This is a genomic window from Vibrio sp. B1REV9 (genome assembly GCF_905175395.2).
GTDB classification, from domain to species: domain Bacteria; phylum Pseudomonadota; class Gammaproteobacteria; order Enterobacterales; family Vibrionaceae; genus Vibrio; species Vibrio alfacsensis.
Window position 1 is genome coordinate 1,832,171 of sequence record NZ_HG992745.1, and the last position, 18,854, is coordinate 1,851,024.

Genomic DNA, 18,854 nt, shown 5'->3' on the forward strand with positions numbered 1-18,854 from the left:
TTTACCCCTTGTGTGATACAATCTGCGCAGATTTATGTAATGAAAAGAATAGGAAACGCTTTGACTTCGTCACAGCCCCCAAAAAAGACCTCTGCTGAAAACTCAGCGGCACCAGAGACTGGTGTTTCAAAGGCACAAGCGACTCAAACCGCTGCTCCACAAGTTCACGTGAATAGCGCAGCGTCACTACGCAAAGCATTAAGTCAATGTATGATGCGTGATCGCTTTCGTTTAAGTAAGCGAATCTCAGGTGCGAGCAAAATTAAGAAAGACGCGGCGCGTAATGCTGTGTTCGATGAAATCGCATTAGATATCGCTAAATCCATGATGGTGGTCGAGCAACGTAGCCGTTTTCAACCTACGATTGAATATCCAGAAATCCTGCCAGTTAGCCAAAAGCGTGACGATATTGCTAAAGCGATTGAAGCGCACCAAGTGGTTATTGTTGCTGGTGAGACAGGCTCAGGTAAAACGACGCAATTACCAAAAATTTGTGCAGAACTTGGACGTGGCAAGTTTGGTCTGATTGGCCACACTCAGCCGCGCCGACTCGCCGCTCGTTCGGTTGCAAACCGTATCGCAGAAGAGATGGAAACTAAGTTAGGCGACTTTGTCGGCTATAAAGTTCGATTTAACGATCAGATCTCTGAAAATACGCAAATCAAATTGATGACAGACGGTATCTTGCTGGCAGAGATCCAACATGACCGTTTTTAAATCAATATGACACCATCATCATCGATGAAGCGCATGAACGTAGCTTGAATATCGATTTTATCCTAGGTTACTTGAAAGAGTTGCTGCCACGTCGCCCTGATTTGAAAGTGATCATTACGTCAGCAACCATCGACCCTGAACGATTCTCTAAGCATTTTAATAATGCACCGATCATTGAAGTCTCCGGTCGTACTTACCCAGTTGAGACCCGATACCGCCCCCTAAGCGGTGATGACGACACCGATCGTGATCAGCTTGAAGGCATTTTCGAAGCCGTAGATGAACTGTGTGATGAAGGTTTAGGTGACATTCTGATCTTCATGAACGGTGAACGTGAAATCCGTGATACCGCAGACGCCTTGTCTAAACGTAATCTTAAAAGCACAGAAATCGTGCCGCTTTATGCGCGTTTATCAGCGGGCGAGCAGAATAAGATTTTCCAACCTCACGCAGGTCGTCGAATCGTATTGGCGACCAACGTAGCGGAAACGTCGTTGACAGTTCCTGGCATCAAGTACGTTATTGATCCGGGTACGGCACGTATTAGCCGATACAGCTACCGAACCAAAGTTCAGCGTCTTCCAATTGAACCTATCTCTCAGGCAAGCGCGAACCAGCGTAAAGGTCGTTGTGGTCGTGTGGAAGAGGGTATCTGTATTCGTTTGTACTCAGAAGATGATTTTGAGTCACGTCCAGAGTTTACCGATCCAGAAATTCTGCGTACCAACCTAGCATCGGTTATCTTGCAGATGACGGCCCTTGGCTTGGGTGACATTCAGGCGTTCCCATTTGTGGAGGCGCCTGATAAACGCAATATCCAAGACGGTGTGCGTTTGTTGGAAGAGCTTGGTGCCATTAACGCAGAAATCAGCGATCCTAAGAAACGACTAACGAGCATTGGTCGTCAGCTTGCTCGTCTGCCAATCGACCCACGTTTAGCGCGTATGGTACTGGAGGCGCCAAAGCAAGGTGCGTTGAAAGAAGTGATGATCATTGCAGCGGCGCTATCCATTCAAGATCCGCGTGAGCGTCCTTCAGACAAACAGCAATCGTCAGACGATAAACACCGCCGCTTCTTCCATGAAGAATCGGATTTCATGACGCTTGTTAACTTGTGGGATTACATTCAGAAGCAGCAAAAAGCATTAACAGGTAACCAGTTCCGTAAGCAATGTAAGCAAGACTACCTGAACTACTTGCGTGTGCGTGAGTGGCAAGATGTGTACTTCCAAATTCACCAGTCTATGCGTGAAATGGAATTTAAATTAAACACGGAACCTGCATCATACCATGGTGTACATAGCTCAATCTTAGTTGGTTTATTGTCCCATATCGGTATGAAAGACCAAGAGAAGAATGAGTACCAAGGCGCGCGTAATGCTCGTTTCCATATCTTTCCAGCATCGGGGCTATTTAAGAAACAGCCTAAGTGGATCATGTCGGCTGAGTTGGTTGAAACCTCAAAACTTTGGGGTCGCATCATTGCAAAAATTCAACCTGAATGGATTGAACCACTGGCGAAGCACTTAATTAAACGCAGCTACAGTGAACCGCATTGGTCTAAGAAACGTGCTGCGGTCATGGCGCATGAAAAAGTGATGCTGTATGGCGTACCAATCGTGCCGAAACGTTTGGTGAACTATGGCAGCATTGATGCCGCAGTGAGCCGTGAGATCTTCATTCGAAGTGCGCTGGTGGAGGGAGAGTGGGAAACTAAACATGCATTCTTCAAGCAAAACCGAAAACTGTTGCAAGAAGTGGAAGAGCTTGAGCACAAATCACGTCGCCGCGACATCTTGGTTGATGATGATGAGTTGTTTGATTTTTACGATCAGCGCGTTGGTACGGAAGTAGTTTCTGGTAAGCACTTCGATACATGGTGGAAAATTGCCTCTAAAGACAACAAAGAGCTACTCAACTTTGAAAAAGAGATGCTGTTCAAAGGTGATGCGAGTCACGTAACAGATTTGGATTACCCGAACTTCTGGCATCAGAATAACCTGAAGCTCAAGTTAAGCTATCAATTTGAACCAGGTGATGACAACGATGGTGTGACTGTACATCTACCGCTGCCAATTCTAAACCAAGTTGAACAAGCGGGCTTTGACTGGCAAATACCGGGTTTGCGTCATGAGCTGGTGGTCAGTTTGATCAAGTCTTTACCGAAAACAATTCGTAAGAACTTTGTCCCTGCACCAAACTACGCCGATGCGTTTTTGGCTCGTGTAACGCCGATGGAAGCGCCACTTCTTGATTCGTTAGAGAAAGAACTGCGCCGCATGACTGGCGTGGAAGTTTTGCGCGAAGATTGGAATGTGGATCAAATTCCAGAACACTTGAAAGTGACATTCCGCGCGGTTGACCATAGAAATCGCAAGTTAAAAGAGCATAAGAATCTCCACGAATTAAAAGAAAGCTTGAAAGAAAAAGTTCAGGAGACGCTTTCAAAAGTAGCGGATGATGATATTGAGCAGCAAGGTTTGCGAACGTGGAGTTTTGGTGAACTGCCGAAAGTGTATCAACAAAAACGTGGCGGTTACGATGTTAAAGCGTACCCTGCGATTGTAGATACCAAAGACAGTGTTGAGATCAAACTATACGAGACTGAATTCGAGCAAGTGACGGCAATGCAAGCGGGCCAGCGCCGTTTGATTTTGTTGAATGTGCCATCACCGATTAAATATTTGCACACCAATTTACCGAACAAATCAAAGCTCGGGCTGTACTTTAACCCTTACGGAAAAGTCTTGGATCTGATTGACGATTGTATCGCATGTGGTGTTGACAAGTTGATCGAAGAGCAGGGCGGTTTGGTGTGGGAGCCGGAGAAGTTTGAGGCGTTGAAAGAGCACGTCCGAGCGGAACTTGGCGATACCGTTGTGGAGATCGCACAGCAAGTTGAAACCATCTTGACAACGGCGTTCAATATTAATAAGAAATTGAAAGGTCGTATTGATTTCACGATGGCATTTGCGTTGTCTGATATCAAAGCGCAAATCGAGAGTTTGATTTTTAAAGGTTTTGCAACAGAGTGTGGCTGGAAACGTCTACCGGATATTCTGCGTTACATGCGTGCGATTGAGCGTCGTATGGAGAAGCTACCGATTGATCCAAATAAAGATCGCTTACACATGTTGAAAGTGGAATCGGTAACCAGCGATTACAAAGAGCTACTGAATAAGATACCGAAAGGCATGGTGATACCGGAGAATGTAAAAGAAATTCGTTGGATGATTGAAGAGCTTCGGGTTAGCTTCTTTGCTCAACAATTAGGCACACCGTATCCTGTGTCTGATAAACGAATCAAAAATGCGATTGATGCTTGCTAGTTGGTCAGTACAATAGCGACAGTTTTTTTGTAGGGTTTGAGGGGTTATCAAATGCTTGGTCACTTGTGGCCTTAGCTGGTACGGTAATTGCTACCACTCATCTATAAGTGTTTTTAAGTCATAAAGGAGGCAATGGTTCGCCTTCTTTATGTTTGTAGTACCCATCTCTGAATCAAACAGCGGTGGGTGATATTAAAGAGTAAAGGTTGATGATGAAGAAAACTCTATTGGCAGTAGCACTTCTTGGTGCTTCTTCTGCAGCGATGGCGGACTCATGGATTTATGGTGGTGCTTCTGTAGGTCAGTCTGACTACAAAGGTGAAACAGATACATCATACTCTGTACATGTAGGTACAGGTATTCTGCCAATCATCGGTATCGAAGCAGGTGTTGTTCAGCATGGTGAGTTTAAGGTAAACAACCAAGAGACCAAGCTGACTTCTTACTACGCAGCACTTAAGCCAAGCATCGATTTTGGCCCACTTCACGTATACGCGAAAGGTGGTATCCACCAGTGGGATAAGAAAGTAAAAAATGGTGCAAACGATGATGATTTCGATCTAATGTACGGTGTAGGTGCGGAATACTTCATTTTCGGTCCAATGTCTGTGGGTGCTAGCTACATGAACTACACTGCGGGCAAAGACGACATTGGTACGTTCTCTCTAAACGCAACACTACACTTCTTATAATCATCTAGCAGTGATAATGAGGAAAATAAAACACCGGCCATTTGCCGGTGTTTTTGTTTAACGATTTGCTTTAGTTTATTTTTTATCAGTGTGTTTAAGACGCCGATTTTTCGATGTTTTAATTGGCTACAAGTGTTAAGGTATCCGTTTCATCAAGTGGCTGTTTGGTGCGTTTGACGACCAATGTAAGACGGATCAGCATTGCAATTGCAGCAACGGTTAAACCCGTAACAATACCAACCCAAAAGCCTTTCTCTCCCATTGCAGGGACAATTTCATCGGTAATACCAAGCAGCATGCCCAGCGGTAGGGCGAGGCCCCAGTACGCAAGGATCGCTAAAATCATTGGGATCTTTGTGTCTTTATAGCCGCGAAGTGCACCATTGGCAGAAGTTTGCAGTGCATCACTGAACTGGTAAACCGCGGTGAACATCAAAAGTGTCGCTGCTGTTGCGGACACGATAGGGTCGGTGGTGTACAAGCGTATGATCCAATCTGGGAAGAGTAGGAAAAACGCGACAGAGACCAAAGACAACCCTGCTGCGGTTACTACGCCCACGAAACTACGATGAGAAGCGCAATCTAGCTTTTGTTCACCTAATGCATGTCCGACACGAATGGTAATACCAAAAGAGAGGCTCATCGGGATCATATAAGTCATACTTGAAATATTGAGCGCGATTTGTGCTGCAGCAACGTTTTCTGCGCCAATACGGCCAATAAGAAGTGCAATGACAGCAAATATGCTGCCACAAACTGCGATATTTAAACCAATAGGCATTCCGAGTTTAAACAGCTGTTTAATTTCTTTCCAAACAGGCGCCAAATCTGCGAAATGAAGAATCGATTTGTAATGGTGATGACGCTTGATATAACTAAACAGCAGGGCTGACATCAACCAGTAGACCAAACTCGTCGCCCAACCACAGCCCACAGCTCCAAGGGCTGGCATACCAAACTTGCCGTAGATCAGAATGTAATTAATAGGAATGTTGACTAATAGACCGACGACAGAAATCAACATAGGTGCACGGGTGTTATTCATCCCCTCACAAAAGCCATTTAAGGTGTAGAACAGAGCAATGCCCGGCACACCGAAAGCAAGTGCGACGACATAATCACTGGCAATGGGAATGATTTCGCTTGCGACGCCTAAACTTAACAGGATTGCCTCACCGAGTAGCAGGTAGACAATCAAAATGGTGCTAACGAAAGCAGCGAGCCACATCATTTGAATGAACGAGATTCGGATACTATCGTAATTTTTTGCGCCGCGGTGATAAGCCACTACCGGAGTTAGGGCCATAATGATGCCACGAAGCAATAGCGAAACGGGTAGCCATAAACTGGTGCCTAATGCAATCGCAGCAAGATCGGCAGCGCTGACTTGGCCAGCCATTGTCGTATCTACAAAGCCCATTGATTGGGTAGCAAGTTGCATTAGGATGATTGGGATCGACAAATGCAGCAGTGCGCCCGATTCTTTAAAAAAACGAGTAAAAGAGGAAGGAGTTTTTTGCATGGATGTAAGTAAACACCAATATCAATGCACCAATGAAAGCAGGATAGCGTTGTGCATTGTAGGGTGTGCCCCGTAGGCAAGCGAAATATACGGACTTTTGTTGTTCGATTCAATATGTAATTGAGATCACAAAGAAACGTTTGCTTGTTGTGGAGGTGAATAAAAAAGAGTCAATTGATTGATTCAATTGACTCTTATAAATATCAAACGAGTGTACAGTGTTGATTACATTGCCGCTTTTTTAGCTTCTGCTACCCAAGAGTCGAAGAGGCCTTGATTTGCTTTAATCCAACCATTTACATGAGACTCGATGTCTGCAGAACTATTTTTCCCTTGGCTCATCATCATGTTTTGAGCGCTCACGTCATTGATGTCGAGTTTTACGATCTCAAACAGTTTCGCCGCAGATGGATTTTTTTCTGCAAATTCTTTGTTTGCCACAATACGCATTGAGTTCATTTCAAACCCGTAGTTTTTGCCATTTGCTAATGCTGTGTCGACATCTTTACGCTCACCTGGCAGCGCAGAGAAAGGCACTTCTAGCCATACCACGTCTTTACCCGGAATTAATACGCCACTTACCCAGTAAGGTGTCCATGTGTAATAGAGAATCGGGTCGCCTTTCTTATAACGTGAGATGGTATCTGCGATGATTGCTGCGTAGTTACCTTGGTTGTGGGTGACAGTGTCACGAAGCTTGTAAGCGTTTAACTGCTCCTCAATCACCATTTCACAGCCCCATCCTGGGTTACAGCCAGTTAGATCTGCTTTACCATCACCATTCGCATCAAACAATTTCGCTAACTCAGGGTCAGTCAATTGGCCAATGTTGGTAATGTTGTATTTCTCTGCGGTCTTTTTATCAATTAAATAACCTTGCGCAGCCCCACTGACGTATTGGCCTTGACGATAGAATTTCTCGTCACCACCAGACATGGTGTATTTATCCGCATGAAGAGGAAACCAACCTACTGCAAGAAACGTGGCGTCGCCTTTTGCAATGGAAGTGTAGCCAACGTTGTAATCGACTTCTTTGGTTGGTTTTACATCGTAACCTAGCGCTTCTAGGGCACGGTTAACAATCAAAGTTTGAAAAGTTTCTTCTGCAACGGTGGATTGAACTGGCTGAACAGAAACTCCTTTGCCTGGAAGATCATTTGCCAATGCGCTCATAGAAAAGGTCATTGTCGTCAAAGCACCTGTCGTTAGGGCTTTCTTCCATGAATTAGTCATTTGTATTTCTCCTTAATTTTAGGTCAGGTTGTTTCTTCTTTCTTGTCAGTTGTAATAGGCCAGAGATAGGGCCGATGTGATACCAACGCACTTTCGTGTTACCGGCGTTGACGCCAAGAACTTGGGTAATGCGGTCAAGTAAAATCGCGAGAATGACGATGCCGATACCACCGACAGCGGCAAGTCCCATATCCAATCGACCAATTCCTCTTAATACCATTTGACCTAAACCGCCAACGGCAATCATGGAGGCAATCACGACCATTGACAGTGAAAGCATCAATGTTTGGTTTACCCCAGCCATAATGGTAGGTAGAGCTAAAGGAAGTTGGATTCGATAAAGCATCTGTTTCTTGCTTGCGCCGAACGAGTGACCGGCTTCAATAAGCTCTTCAGGTACTTGTTGAATACCAAGAATAGTGAGTCGAACGACTGGAGGTAGAGCAAATATGATGGTCACGACGACACCTGGCACGTTACCGATACCAAATAACATGACGATAGGAACCAAATACACAAACGCCGGGGTCGTTTGCATTGCATCGAGTATTGGCCGCACGATTTTTGCAGCGGTTTGACTGCGTGCTAACCAAATACCCATAGGGAGACCGATGAGCAGACAAAAGAAAACGGAAGTGAGCACCAGAGACAGCGTCGTCATCGCTTGTGTCCATGCGCCGATTAATCCGATAAAAATAAGAGAAAGCAGCGTCGCCACGCCCAAACGCAAATTAGAAAATTGCCATGCGAGTAAAAATAGAATCAAAAGCATGAAAGGCGCTGGGGTGGAAACCAATGCGGTTTCAAATGAGGAAAGAATAAAATCAATGGGAACTCGAATTGCTTGAAAGACGGGCCTTCCGTGCTCAACGAGCCAATCTAACCCTGACTCGACCCAAGTATCTAACGGTAACACGGCATCTTGAAATGGATTCATTACATCAAATGTTTTTTCATCTACCGTTTCTGTGTTGAGCCAGTCATTATTTGCCGTTGTTGGTGAATCTTGTGCCCACGGATTACTTTGAGCTTCCGTTTCTTGAGTCGTCTGTGACCATGGATCGTTGTTGCTTGTTTCTGATGACATCAAATTATTCCTTATCCAACGTTTGTAAGAGACGCGATTTCGTCACGACACCAAAGTAGGCACCTTGCTCATCCACAACAGGGACGGCGTAAGGAACGTTAGCAACGGTTCCGAGGATTTCGTTGATGGATTGTTGCGGCAGTAAAGTCACGCCATCTTCAAGTTGTGCACTGGCTAGGGAACGGTTTTCTTTGTGAGCGAGGCGTAATGAGTCTATCGAAACAATGCCGGAGTAATGGTTGGAACGGTCAACGACGATGCCATAATCTCGATCATGATCCATCAGAATCTGCATCGCTGAACCAGGCCCATCGTGTTCAGACTTTTTAAATACTGCGGCCGGCTTTTTACGAGCAATGTCTCTTGCAGTAAGCACACTGGCGACATTCACCCCGCGGAAAAAGGCTTCAACATAATCGTTGGCAGGGTTATGGAGTATTTCATCTGGTGTCCCTACTTGAACCACATCACCATTTTGCATAATTGCGATTCGGTCACCGATTCGCATTGCTTCGTCTAAGTCATGAGAAATAAAAACGATGGTTCGCTTATCATCGTTTTGAAGACGAATCAGCTCATCTTGCATTTCAGTTCGAATAAGAGGATCGAGTGCTGAAAAGGCTTCATCCATCAGTAGGATATCTGGGTCACAAGCGAGCGCTCGAGCCAAACCGACACGCTGCTTCATTCCACCGGACAATTCATCAGGATAAGAATCGGCGTTTGCTTCTAGACCAACACGTTGAAGTGCATCGAGGGCGCTTTTATTACGCTCGTTGAGGTTAACCCCCGCTAATTCGAGACCAAACGCGGCATTTTCAACGACGGTCATGTGAGGCATCAGAGCAAAGTTTTGGAATACCATTGAGATGTCGTTTCGGCGAACTTCTCTTAACTCATCGTCGGAAATATGGGCGATGTCATTGCCTTTAAGGTAGACGCTTCCCTTGGAGGGTTCGATTAATCGGTTAAGTAGGCGAACTAACGTAGACTTTCCTGAACCAGACAGCCCCATGATGACAAAAATTTCGCCCTCATTGATTGATAGCGAGACATTATTAACACCGACCGTTAATCCAGTTTGCTCAAAGATCTGATCTTTATCTATGCCTTTCTCTATCAATGAGAATGCTCGTTCGGGATTGTCACCAAACACTTTATACAGTCCCTTAACTTCCAGTATGGGATCCATTTGAATTGTCCTTAATGTGTATAGTTTATCGTCAAATGTTTTGTACTCTAAGCAAAAGTGGTGAAAATTTCAATAAAACAGTCAATTTGATCCTGTTTTATACGGGGTGGTAATGAACGATTTTCTGACCACTTTTTTGGTATCTTGTTGATAGCTATATGTCGACTTGACTTTGAAACTAAATGAGGTGACACGAATGTGATGGCTGTTAGAGATGGTTTATTTATTCGTAATCTAATTAATTAAGTGCTCAGTTAGTGTGGTATTGTGATTTTGCATTGACATCATACTGGTTGGGTTAAAGACTTTATGCTGAATATCGCATCAGTTGTTACTGGGTATAGATTTATTTATTGCTTGATTCCGATCTTGGTGATATTTATCACTACAGTTTAGGAAGTACATGGAATAAAGAATGGAAGCCGAGCAATTAGAAGTTCTCAACTTCATTAGCCAACACCCTCCTTTTGATGATCTACCAGAAGAACAACTTAGAAACATCGCACTGAATGCGGAAGTCGCTTATTACCGAGCGGGAACTGATATTCTTAAAAAAGGCGATGATATTCGTGATCTCTACATGATTCGTAGCGGTGTGGTAGAAATCTATCGACGCAAAGGTGAGTTGTACAACCGCTTTGATACTGGTGGTGTATTTGGCCAGATGGGCCTATTGATGAACAACCGTGTTCGGATGCCGGCAAAAGCAATAGAAGATACTCTGGTGTACTGCATACCAGAAAAAATCTTCATTGAACTTTGCGACGAATTTGAGAATTTTGCTGACTTCATGGAATTAGAAGACAGTGCAAGATTGCGCACTGCCGTTTCTAATCATTCAGATGGCAACGATTTTACCACGGCTAAAGCGCGCAAAATATTAAGCCGAGAACCCGTCACTTTAGAAGCGACCGCAACCATTCAAGAAGCGGCAATATTGATGGCCGAAGAGGGGGTGACAGCCTTACTCATTGTTCGACCGGTTGAAGAATTGACGGAAGAAGATGATGATCAATTGTTGGGTATTTTGACTGACCGCGATCTCTGTATTCGAGTCTTAGCGCAAGGCATTGAGACCAACATTCAAGTCAGCGAAGTCATGACCTATGACGTCGTGTCACTCGACTATAGTGCATATGTGTTTGAAGCTATGCTTACGATGTTGCGGTATAACGTTCATCATTTGCCAATTTTAAAGGACCGCAAGCCAATTGGCGTGATCAGTATGACGGATATTGTTCGTTATGAATCACAAAACAGTTTGTTGCTCGTGAGCTCTATTTTTCAACAAAACACGGTGGAGGATCTTAAAGCTGTTTCTAAACAGGTGAAAGATTGCTTTGTTCGCATGGTGAGTGAAGATGCCAACGCGCACATGATTGGCCGAGCGATGTCGGTGATAGGTTCTAGCTTTAAACAGCGTTTAGCTGAACTTGCAGAGCAAGAGTTTGGTCCAGCTCCGATTCCTTATTGTTTAGTTGCAATGGGCTCGATGGCGCGTGATGAGCAGCTCATCGTTACAGACCAAGACAATGCTCTTATTCTTGATAACAGTTACGATCCACAAAAACATGGCGAGTACTTTGCGCAGTTTGCTAAGTTTGTTTGCGATGGGCTAGCAGAATGTGGTTATACCTATTGTACTGGCGATATCATGGCAACCAATCCTGAATGGCGTAAAACACGCGCCGAATGGGAAGAATGTTTTGCTAACTGGATCGATAACCCAACGCCAGAACGATTGCTCAATAGTAGTATCTTTTTCGATTTGCTTGGCGTGCATGGCCGAGTGAAGTGGGCCGAACAACTGAGTGGATTTATTGCTCGTCGTGCTAAGAAGAACAGCCGGTTCTTAGCGTGTATGGCTTACAACGCCATTCTTCGGACGCCGCCGTTGGGTTTTTTCAAAGATTTTGTGATGGAGAAAGATGGCCGTCATCGAAATTCCATCAACTTGAAGCGCCGTGGTACTGCGCCAATGGCAGATTTGATACGCGTCCATGCTTTAGCGATTGGTTCTCGCTCGCAAAATTCATTTGAACGTCTGGATGACATTAACAATGCGGGAATTTTACCGAAAGGGCGCGGGATGGACTTGAAAGACGCGATGGAACTGATTTACATGGTGCGTATTCGTCATCAGGCTTTAGATATAGAAAATGGCGAAGATCCAGATAACAATATTGAACCTGAGCATATGTCCGAGTTTGAGCGCCGGAATTTGAAAGCGGCATTTCAGATTTTAAGTAACGCCCAGAATTTTATTAAGTTCCGCTACCAGAGAAGCAGCAAATAATGTGGTTTTCTAAAAGTAAGCACGGTGATTCACCGTTACTTAATACAAGCCAGACTCCTGAATGGTCAAAGTTGTTTCAGCAATTGGCTGCCAAGGCGAAAGACGAACGACTTAAGCGTTACTACTCAACGCCAATTGCAGATGGTGATACGCCGCTTAAAGACGTGCCTTTTGTGTCGATCGATTTTGAAACTACAGGTTTGAACGCAGAAGAAGATGCGATTCTAACCATCGGTCTTGTGCCTTTTACTATCGATAGAGTTCAATGTTTGGGATCACGTCATTGGATCGTGAACCCGAACCGAGAGCTAAATGAAGAGTCGGTTGTTATTCATGGTATTACCGATTCTGAAGTACGTACTGCCCCTCAGTTAGAAGAGATACTGGACTCGATCTTAGAGGCGATGAGCGGAAAGGTGGTTTTGGTCCACTATAAGAATATTGAGCGCCAGTTTTTCAATAACGCGTTATTAAACACAATAGGGGAGGGGATTCAATTCCCGGTTGTGGATACCTTAGATATTGAGTATGCAATTCAAAGGCGTCAATGCGAGGGGTGGATAAACCGACTAAAAGGTAAGAAACCGGGGTCCGTGCGTTTGGGGCATGCTCGAGAGAGGTATGGTTTACCTGCTTATCAGCCTCATCATGCTTTAACGGATGCATTGGCAACGGCGGAGCTATTTCAAGCCCAGTTACAGCACCATTTTGGCCGCGAAATGCCGCTGTCTAAAGTTTGGCAATAAAAATTATTAGTCGTACCGATAACAAAATAAAATGCGTTATCGGAGTGTTTAACGTTAAAATTGCAGCGTAGAGCAATAATTCTAAAGACGATGCAAGAATCGTTTACAAGCGATACGACAAGTGACGCAAGAAAGCCATCACTCCCAGTCCTACATTTTTTATTTGGTCACAGATTTTAAGGAGATAAATCGTGAGCACTGACAACAACGGTGGCATTCAACGCCCCGACGGTAAAGTTAATGCTATTGATACTGACTATCAGATTGGTCAGGATAACGTAGCGTTAAAAGTAGGCCCATTCGGCCTCGACATTCACAACCGAGTATTTGCAATTTCAGGTATGTCGATCATCCTGTTCGTAGTGCTAACACTTGCTTTTAGACAACAAGTTGAACCGTTCTTCTCTGGATTACGTAACTGGCTTGTCTCTAACCTTGATTGGTTCTTCCTTTCTGCAGGTAACATTTTTGTCGTTGTGTGTTTGCTGTTAATCGTAACGCCGCTAGGTCGCGTGCGTATCGGTGGTACAGAAGCAACGCCTGATTACACCTATGCAGGTTGGCTAGCGATGTTGTTCGCAGCTGGTATGGGTATCGGTCTGGTCTTCTTTGGTGTATCTGAGCCAATGTCTCACTTTAGTGCAGCATTGGGTGGCGTGAACGTCGAGGGTGGTGTTCGTACTGACTGGGCTCCACTAGGCGCTGCGCAAGGCAATACAGAAGCCGCTTCTGCACTAGGTATGGCTGCAACGATTTACCACTGGGCGCTTCACCCTTGGTCGATTTATGCACTATTGGCTCTAGGTTTGGCGATTTTCTCGTTCAACAAAGGCCTACCTCTAACGATGCGTTCTATTTTCTACCCACTTTTCGGTGAGCGCGTTTGGGGTTGGGTTGGTCACGTGATCGATATTTTGGCTGTTATCGCTACAGTATTTGGTCTCGCGACGTCTCTAGGCTACGGTGCATCTCAAGCTGCTACAGGTCTGAACTTCTTGTTTGATATTCCTGTGAATAATACCACTCAGGTTGTACTGATCGTGGTTATTACAGCACTTGCATTGATTTCTGTGGTTGCTGGTTTGGATAGTGGTGTTAAACGTTTATCTGAAATCAACATGGGTCTAGCTGCGTTGTTGCTATTGTTTGTGATCATCGTTGGTCCAACATTGGCGATCATGACAGGCTTCTTTGAGAACATTGGAGCGTACCTAACTAATATCCCGGCGCTGTCCATGCCATTTGGTCGTGAAGATGTAAACTACTCACAAGGTTGGACTGCATTCTACTGGGCGTGGTGGATCTCATGGTCACCATTCGTAGGTATGTTCATTGCACGTGTATCTCGTGGTCGCTCAGTTCGTGAATTTATCATTTGTGTTATTTTGATCCCATCTACCGTGTGTGTTCTTTGGATGACGGCGTTCGGTGGTACTGCAATTAGCCAATACGTGAACGATGGTTACCAAGCGGTATTCGACGCTGAACTGCCGCTTAAACTGTTTGCGATGTTAGATGTGATGCCGCTGTCTGAAATCACTTCTATCGTTGGTATCATCCTAGTTGTAGTGTTCTTCATCACTTCAGCAGACTCAGGTTCTCTCGTGATCGATACGATTGCGGCTGGTGGTAAAGTGGATGCACCAACACCACAACGTGTATTCTGGTGTACGTTTGAGGGCTTAGTTGCGATTGCGCTAATGCTAGGTGGTGGTCTTGCGGCTGCTCAAGCAATGGCGGTAACAACGGGTCTACCATTTACTATCGTTCTTCTTGTTGCAACGGTATCTTTGGTGAAAGGCTTGATGGATGAACCTCGTCCATCGTCTAAATCGGCGAAGAAAGCGAAAGCTTAATCTCTTCACCTCAAAAGATAATAAAACGGCATGCTTTGGCATGCCGTTTTTTTTGCGTATTTTTTGCGAAAACAAAACTCTGTGAAAAAAGCTCCGTGTTGTTTAGGGTTTAGGCCATCCTTTCGTTCATTAACAACAAAAAATCTTTCGACACCCTATAAATAAATTAGACCTCAAACAAAATAACATTTCATGTTCAATTTAATACCATGAGATCAAAATCACAAAGTTAGCCTTTAAGCGGGCTTGAGTTTGATTTTTACTACCAAAAAATGCTCATAATACGCTCGAAATTAATTAGAGTACGAAAGGATATGTATCTACACATGATCACATCAGCTCCTTGGGTGATGTATCCAGAAATTGGACAGGACCCAAGTCAAAAATGGATTTTTCGCGAGCCTAGAGCGGCCGATGGTGATGAAGTTTACAGCTTGATCGCGGACTGCCCTCCGCTCGACATGAACTCTTCTTATTGTAACTTTCTCCAATCCACCCATTTTTCTAAAACCTGCATTTTGGTCGAACATAAAGGCAAAGTAGCGGGCTTTATTTCTGGCTATCAAAAGCCATCAGACCCTAGCGTCCTATTTGTTTGGCAAGTGGCGGTTGCTCCTCATGTTCGTGGTAAAGGGCTTGCATTTACTATGCTCGAAGCGCTTTTGAATCGAGATGGGCTAGAGAATATTTCCGCAATAGAAACAACAATTACCGAAGACAATGCGGCATCGTGGGCACTGTTTAAGAAGATCGATGCGAAACATGGCAACTTTGGTGAGGTGACGACTTTCTTGGACGAAATGGAGCACTTCAAAGGCAAGCACGATACAGAATACCTTTATCGTATTCCCCTCAAATAACCTTTACTTACTAGGAATTAAATAAACGGTCTCATCATGGATATTTTCAAAAAGCAGGAATCTAACGTTCGTTCATACTCCAACAGTTTTCCGGTGATCTTTCGCAAAGCAAAAGGGTGCTGGCTAGAAACAGAGCAAGGTGAGCGCTACCTAGACTTCCTCGCTGGAGCGGGATCTCTAAATTACGGACACAATAATTCAGAGCTTAAACAGGCATTACTTGAATACATCGAAATGGATGGTATTACTCATGGCCTTGATATGCATTCAGAGGCGAAAGCTTCATTCTTAGAAGCGTTAGATGACCTTATTCTTAAGCCAAGAAATTTGGAATACAAAGTACAGTTCACCGGGCCAACGGGAACAAACGCGGTAGAAGCGGCATTAAAACTGGCCAAAAAAGTAAAAGCAAGAAGTTCGATTGTTGCGTTTACTAATGGCTTTCATGGTTGCACTGCTGGGGCCTTAGCCGCGACAGGTAATCAGCATCATAGACAAGGTGCGGGCTCACCACTTAACAACGTTACGCGTATTCCATTTGAGGGCTATGCAGGTATTGATGGTTTAACGCTGTTTGAAACCATGCTTAATGATAACTCAGCGGGCATGGATAAACCGGCGGCGGTTTTAATTGAAACTGTGCAAGGAGAGGGGGGGCTAAACGTCGCTTCCAATGTATGGTTACAGAGATTAGAAAAAATATGCCATTCCAACGATATCCTCCTCATTGTTGATGACATTCAAGCTGGCTGTGGCCGAACGGGTACATTCTTCAGTTTTGAACCATCAGGTATTAAGCCAGATATGGTTACGCTATCAAAATCCATTGGTGGTTATGGATTACCAATGGCTGTTGTACTGCTTAAACCAGAACTTGATCAATGGAAGCCTGGTGAACATAACGGCACGTTTCGCGGGAATAATCACGCATTTATTACTGCAGCAAAAGCGTTAGAAGTCTATTGGTCAAATGACAACTTTGAACAACACATCAAACGCTGTTCAGAGAAAGTTGATGGAGTGATCCAACGCTGTGTTTCTCGTTTCCCAGAAATGTTTGTGCAGCGCAAAGGGCGCGGCATGATGATTGGAATCGAATGTCAAAACGGCCAGTTATCGGGTGATATCGCCAAAACATGTTTTGAAAAAGGCATGGTTATTGAAACGGCAGGTCCGAATGATGAGGTTGTTAAGTTTTTCTGTCCGTTGACCATTACCAACGCTGAGCTGGATCAAGGTCTAACAATATTTGAAGACGCAGTGGAAGCCATTGCAGCAAAACACTTTAAGAAAGCATCGTAACAAGGAAAGAATTATGATCGTTAGAACACTCGATGAGTGTCGCAACAGCGAAAGACGCGTAGTTTCAGATAACTGGGAAAGCGTTCGTATGCTGCTGAAAGATGACAATATGGGCTTCTCATTTCATATCACGACGATTTACGAAGACACCGAAACTCATATTCACTATCAAAACCACTTAGAGTCGGTTTTCTGTATGAGTGGAGAGGGTGAAATCGAGGTTGTTGGAGGTAAGACTTACCCAATTAAGCCTGGTACGCTTTATATCCTTGATAAGCATGATGAGCATTATCTACGCGCTTATAAAAACAAAGAAATGGTTATGGCATGCGTATTTAATCCACCGATTACCGGTACGGAAGTGCACGATGAAAATGGTGTCTATCCTCTCGTGGATTAACCATGTGTATTTGGGGTGAATTCACCCCATTTCCCCATTTCTTTTAAACATGACCAATTATTAAGGCCCCGCCCATGACCTTTACCGTAGAAAAAATCGGCGGTACATCGATGACTGCATTTGATGCGGTTCTCGACAACATTCTTTTACGTCCTCAAAATCCTTACAACCGAATCTTTGTTGTGTCTGCGTACAGTGGAATGACGGATGCTTTACTTGAATGTAAGAAAACAGGTAAACCCGGTGTATATCAGCTCATCGCGAAACGTGATGACAGTTGGCAAGATGCACTTTCGTATGTTGAAAATCGAATGCTGCTGACTAATGAACATATTTTTGCTGACCCAATGAACCGAATGCGAGCAGATAAATTCATTCGTTCTCGTATCTCAGAAGCGAAAAATTGCGTTTCCAATATTCTTGAGACATGTCAGTACGGACAGTTTTCACTAAGGCACTATTTACCGCAGATCAGAGAGTTTTTGTCTTCTATTGGAGAGGCGCATAGTGCTTATAATACGGCTCTAAAACTGAAGAACATAGGCATTAACGCAAAGTTTATTGATCTATCTGGTTGGGATAATCAACAACCCAAAAGTTTGGACGAAACCATTAGTAGCGCATTTGATGGCATTGATGTGTCAGAAGAACTGCCAATTGTTACGGGGTATGCATACTGCAAAGAGGGCTTAATGCACACCTACGATCGTGGCTACAGTGAAATGACATTTAGCCGTATCGCAGCCATTACCCAAGCAGACCTCGCGATTATTCACAAAGAGTACCATTTAAGCTCCGCTGATCCTCGTGTTGTCGGTGTCGACAATGTGAATCCGATTGGATCAACGAACTACGACGTCGCCGATCAGTTAGCCAATCTTGGCATGGAGGCGATTCATCCCAACGCGGCGGCAGGATTACGTGAAAGTGGCATCGAGCTACAAATCAAAAATACATTTGAACCAGAACACGATGGCACATTGATCTCGTCCGATTATCGCCCGGATACTGATCGTGTTGAAATTATTGCAGGCAAGCAGAAAGTGTTTGCATTGCATCTGTTCGATCAAGCCATGGTCGGCAAGGTGGACAACGTTAGCTACGAGTTAATGGAACTCATCGCTGATGCTAGAGTTAGCTTAATAGGAAAAGAGATGAATGCTAACTCGATTACGTATTATCTTGGTGGCAGTACGGACAGCTTGAACAAGGTACTCTACAAAGCCGAGAAACGTTACCCTCAAGCAACAATCACAGGGCGCATGGTTGCATTAATATCCGCAATTGGCTCTCAAATTGATACCAATAAAACATTAGCAGAGGGTGTGCTCGCATTGATGAACAATGGCGTAACACCAATTGCACTGCATTCATCAATGAGGAATGTAAACGTACAATTTGTGGTGAGTGATAGCGAGTATCAACAAGCCATCTGTGCGCTACATGACGAGTTTTTTGAGAAAGCGCCACAAGTCACTAAATCATCTAATGTGGCATAATTAGCAATATATTTTTAATTGCTTATGCTTGGTAATAAGTGTGCAGAGCCATGTTGTGGGTGAGATGTTAGGGTAAGGAGTCAGATTTGGCTAATGCCGTCAGTTTAGCTGATCGGCATTAGC

General features: G+C 44.3%; 12 protein-coding genes and 1 pseudogene. 9 read left to right on the forward strand and 4 right to left on the reverse strand.

The window, feature by feature from the left end; translation table 11 throughout:
- The first annotated feature begins 60 nt into the window (after positions 1-60).
- Both hrpA and KHN78_RS13885 read left to right on the forward strand, forming a co-directional pair.
- Positions 61-4,046, forward strand: a pseudogene (hrpA, locus tag KHN78_RS13880) (ATP-dependent RNA helicase HrpA).
- Positions 4,047-4,258: 212 nt separating this feature from the next.
- Entirely contained in the window at positions 4,259-4,738 is a 480-nt protein-coding gene (locus tag KHN78_RS13885) for a porin family protein (protein ID WP_128812270.1), read from the forward strand.
- A gap of 118 nt (positions 4,739-4,856) precedes the next feature.
- Here the strand turns inward: KHN78_RS13885 and KHN78_RS13890 are convergent, their stop codons facing one another.
- The 4 genes from KHN78_RS13890 to proV form a co-directional block, all read right to left on the reverse strand.
- Positions 4,857-6,260 carry an MATE family efflux transporter gene (locus KHN78_RS13890; protein ID WP_211916481.1) on the reverse strand — a complete coding sequence of 468 codons (1,404 nt, stop codon included), beginning with the start codon at positions 6,258-6,260 and terminating at the stop codon, positions 4,857-4,859.
- A 225-nt stretch (positions 6,261-6,485) separates the two neighbouring features.
- Positions 6,486-7,493, reverse strand: a complete 1,008-nt coding sequence (proX, locus tag KHN78_RS13895; protein ID WP_211916482.1) for a glycine betaine/L-proline ABC transporter substrate-binding protein ProX — start codon at positions 7,491-7,493, stop codon at positions 6,486-6,488.
- Entirely contained in the window at positions 7,486-8,580 is a 1,095-nt protein-coding gene (gene proW, locus KHN78_RS13900; protein ID WP_211916483.1) for a glycine betaine/L-proline ABC transporter permease ProW, read from the reverse strand. Before proW ends, proX begins: the two co-directional genes overlap by 8 nt.
- Positions 8,581-8,584: 4 nt before the next feature.
- Positions 8,585-9,772, reverse strand: a complete 1,188-nt coding sequence (gene proV, locus KHN78_RS13905) for a glycine betaine/L-proline ABC transporter ATP-binding protein ProV (RefSeq protein ID WP_211916484.1) — start codon at positions 9,770-9,772, stop codon at positions 8,585-8,587.
- Between the two features lie 415 nt (positions 9,773-10,187).
- Here proV and KHN78_RS13910 point away from each other — a divergent pair, with 415 nt between their 5' ends.
- The 7 genes from KHN78_RS13910 (at position 10,188) to KHN78_RS13940 (ending at position 18,731) form a co-directional block, all read left to right on the forward strand.
- Positions 10,188-12,068: a DUF294 nucleotidyltransferase-like domain-containing protein gene (locus tag KHN78_RS13910; RefSeq protein WP_211916485.1), complete on the forward strand. Its 1,881-nt coding sequence runs from the start codon at positions 10,188-10,190 to the stop codon at positions 12,066-12,068.
- A complete protein-coding gene (locus tag KHN78_RS13915; RefSeq protein WP_211916486.1) occupies positions 12,068-12,814 on the forward strand; it encodes a 3'-5' exonuclease in 747 nt (248 codons plus the stop codon). The genes KHN78_RS13910 and KHN78_RS13915 overlap by 1 nt, the downstream gene beginning before the upstream one ends.
- Before the next feature lie 191 nt (positions 12,815-13,005).
- Positions 13,006-14,670, forward strand: coding sequence for a BCCT family transporter (locus tag KHN78_RS13920; RefSeq protein WP_211916487.1), 1,665 nt, complete (start codon positions 13,006-13,008; stop codon positions 14,668-14,670).
- 326 nt (positions 14,671-14,996) lie between these two features.
- Entirely contained in the window at positions 14,997-15,530 is a 534-nt protein-coding gene (gene ectA, locus KHN78_RS13925; protein ID WP_211916488.1) for a diaminobutyrate acetyltransferase, read from the forward strand.
- Between the two features lie 36 nt (positions 15,531-15,566).
- Complete coding sequence (ectB, locus tag KHN78_RS13930; RefSeq protein ID WP_211916489.1) at positions 15,567-16,832, forward strand: diaminobutyrate--2-oxoglutarate transaminase; 1,266 nt, start codon at positions 15,567-15,569, stop codon at positions 16,830-16,832.
- 13 nt (positions 16,833-16,845) lie between these two features.
- Entirely contained in the window at positions 16,846-17,232 is a 387-nt protein-coding gene (locus KHN78_RS13935) for an ectoine synthase (RefSeq protein WP_128810797.1), read from the forward strand.
- 74 nt (positions 17,233-17,306) lie between these two features.
- The gene (locus tag KHN78_RS13940) at positions 17,307-18,731 is read left to right on the forward strand and encodes an aspartate kinase (RefSeq protein ID WP_211916490.1); all 1,425 of its coding nucleotides are present in this window, start codon (positions 17,307-17,309) and stop codon (positions 18,729-18,731) included.
- Positions 18,732-18,854 lie beyond the last annotated feature (123 nt).

Coding starts and splice junctions, on each gene's coding strand:
- KHN78_RS13885 (WP_128812270.1), top strand. CDS start 4,259: ATGAAGAAAACTCTATTGGCAGTAGCACTTCTTGGTGCTTCTTCTGCA.
- KHN78_RS13890 (WP_211916481.1), bottom strand. CDS start 6,260: ATGCAAAAAACTCCTTCCTCTTTTACTCGTTTTTTTAAAGAATCGGGC.
- proX (WP_211916482.1), bottom strand. CDS start 7,493: ATGACTAATTCATGGAAGAAAGCCCTAACGACAGGTGCTTTGACGACA.
- proW (WP_211916483.1), bottom strand. CDS start 8,580: ATGTCATCAGAAACAAGCAACAACGATCCATGGTCACAGACGACTCAA.
- proV (WP_211916484.1), bottom strand. CDS start 9,772: ATGGATCCCATACTGGAAGTTAAGGGACTGTATAAAGTGTTTGGTGAC.
- KHN78_RS13910 (WP_211916485.1), top strand. CDS start 10,188: ATGGAAGCCGAGCAATTAGAAGTTCTCAACTTCATTAGCCAACACCCT.
- KHN78_RS13915 (WP_211916486.1), top strand. CDS start 12,068: ATGTGGTTTTCTAAAAGTAAGCACGGTGATTCACCGTTACTTAATACA.
- ectA (WP_211916488.1), top strand. CDS start 14,997: ATGATCACATCAGCTCCTTGGGTGATGTATCCAGAAATTGGACAGGAC.
- ectB (WP_211916489.1), top strand. CDS start 15,567: ATGGATATTTTCAAAAAGCAGGAATCTAACGTTCGTTCATACTCCAAC.
- KHN78_RS13935 (WP_128810797.1), top strand. CDS start 16,846: ATGATCGTTAGAACACTCGATGAGTGTCGCAACAGCGAAAGACGCGTA.
- KHN78_RS13940 (WP_211916490.1), top strand. CDS start 17,307: ATGACCTTTACCGTAGAAAAAATCGGCGGTACATCGATGACTGCATTT.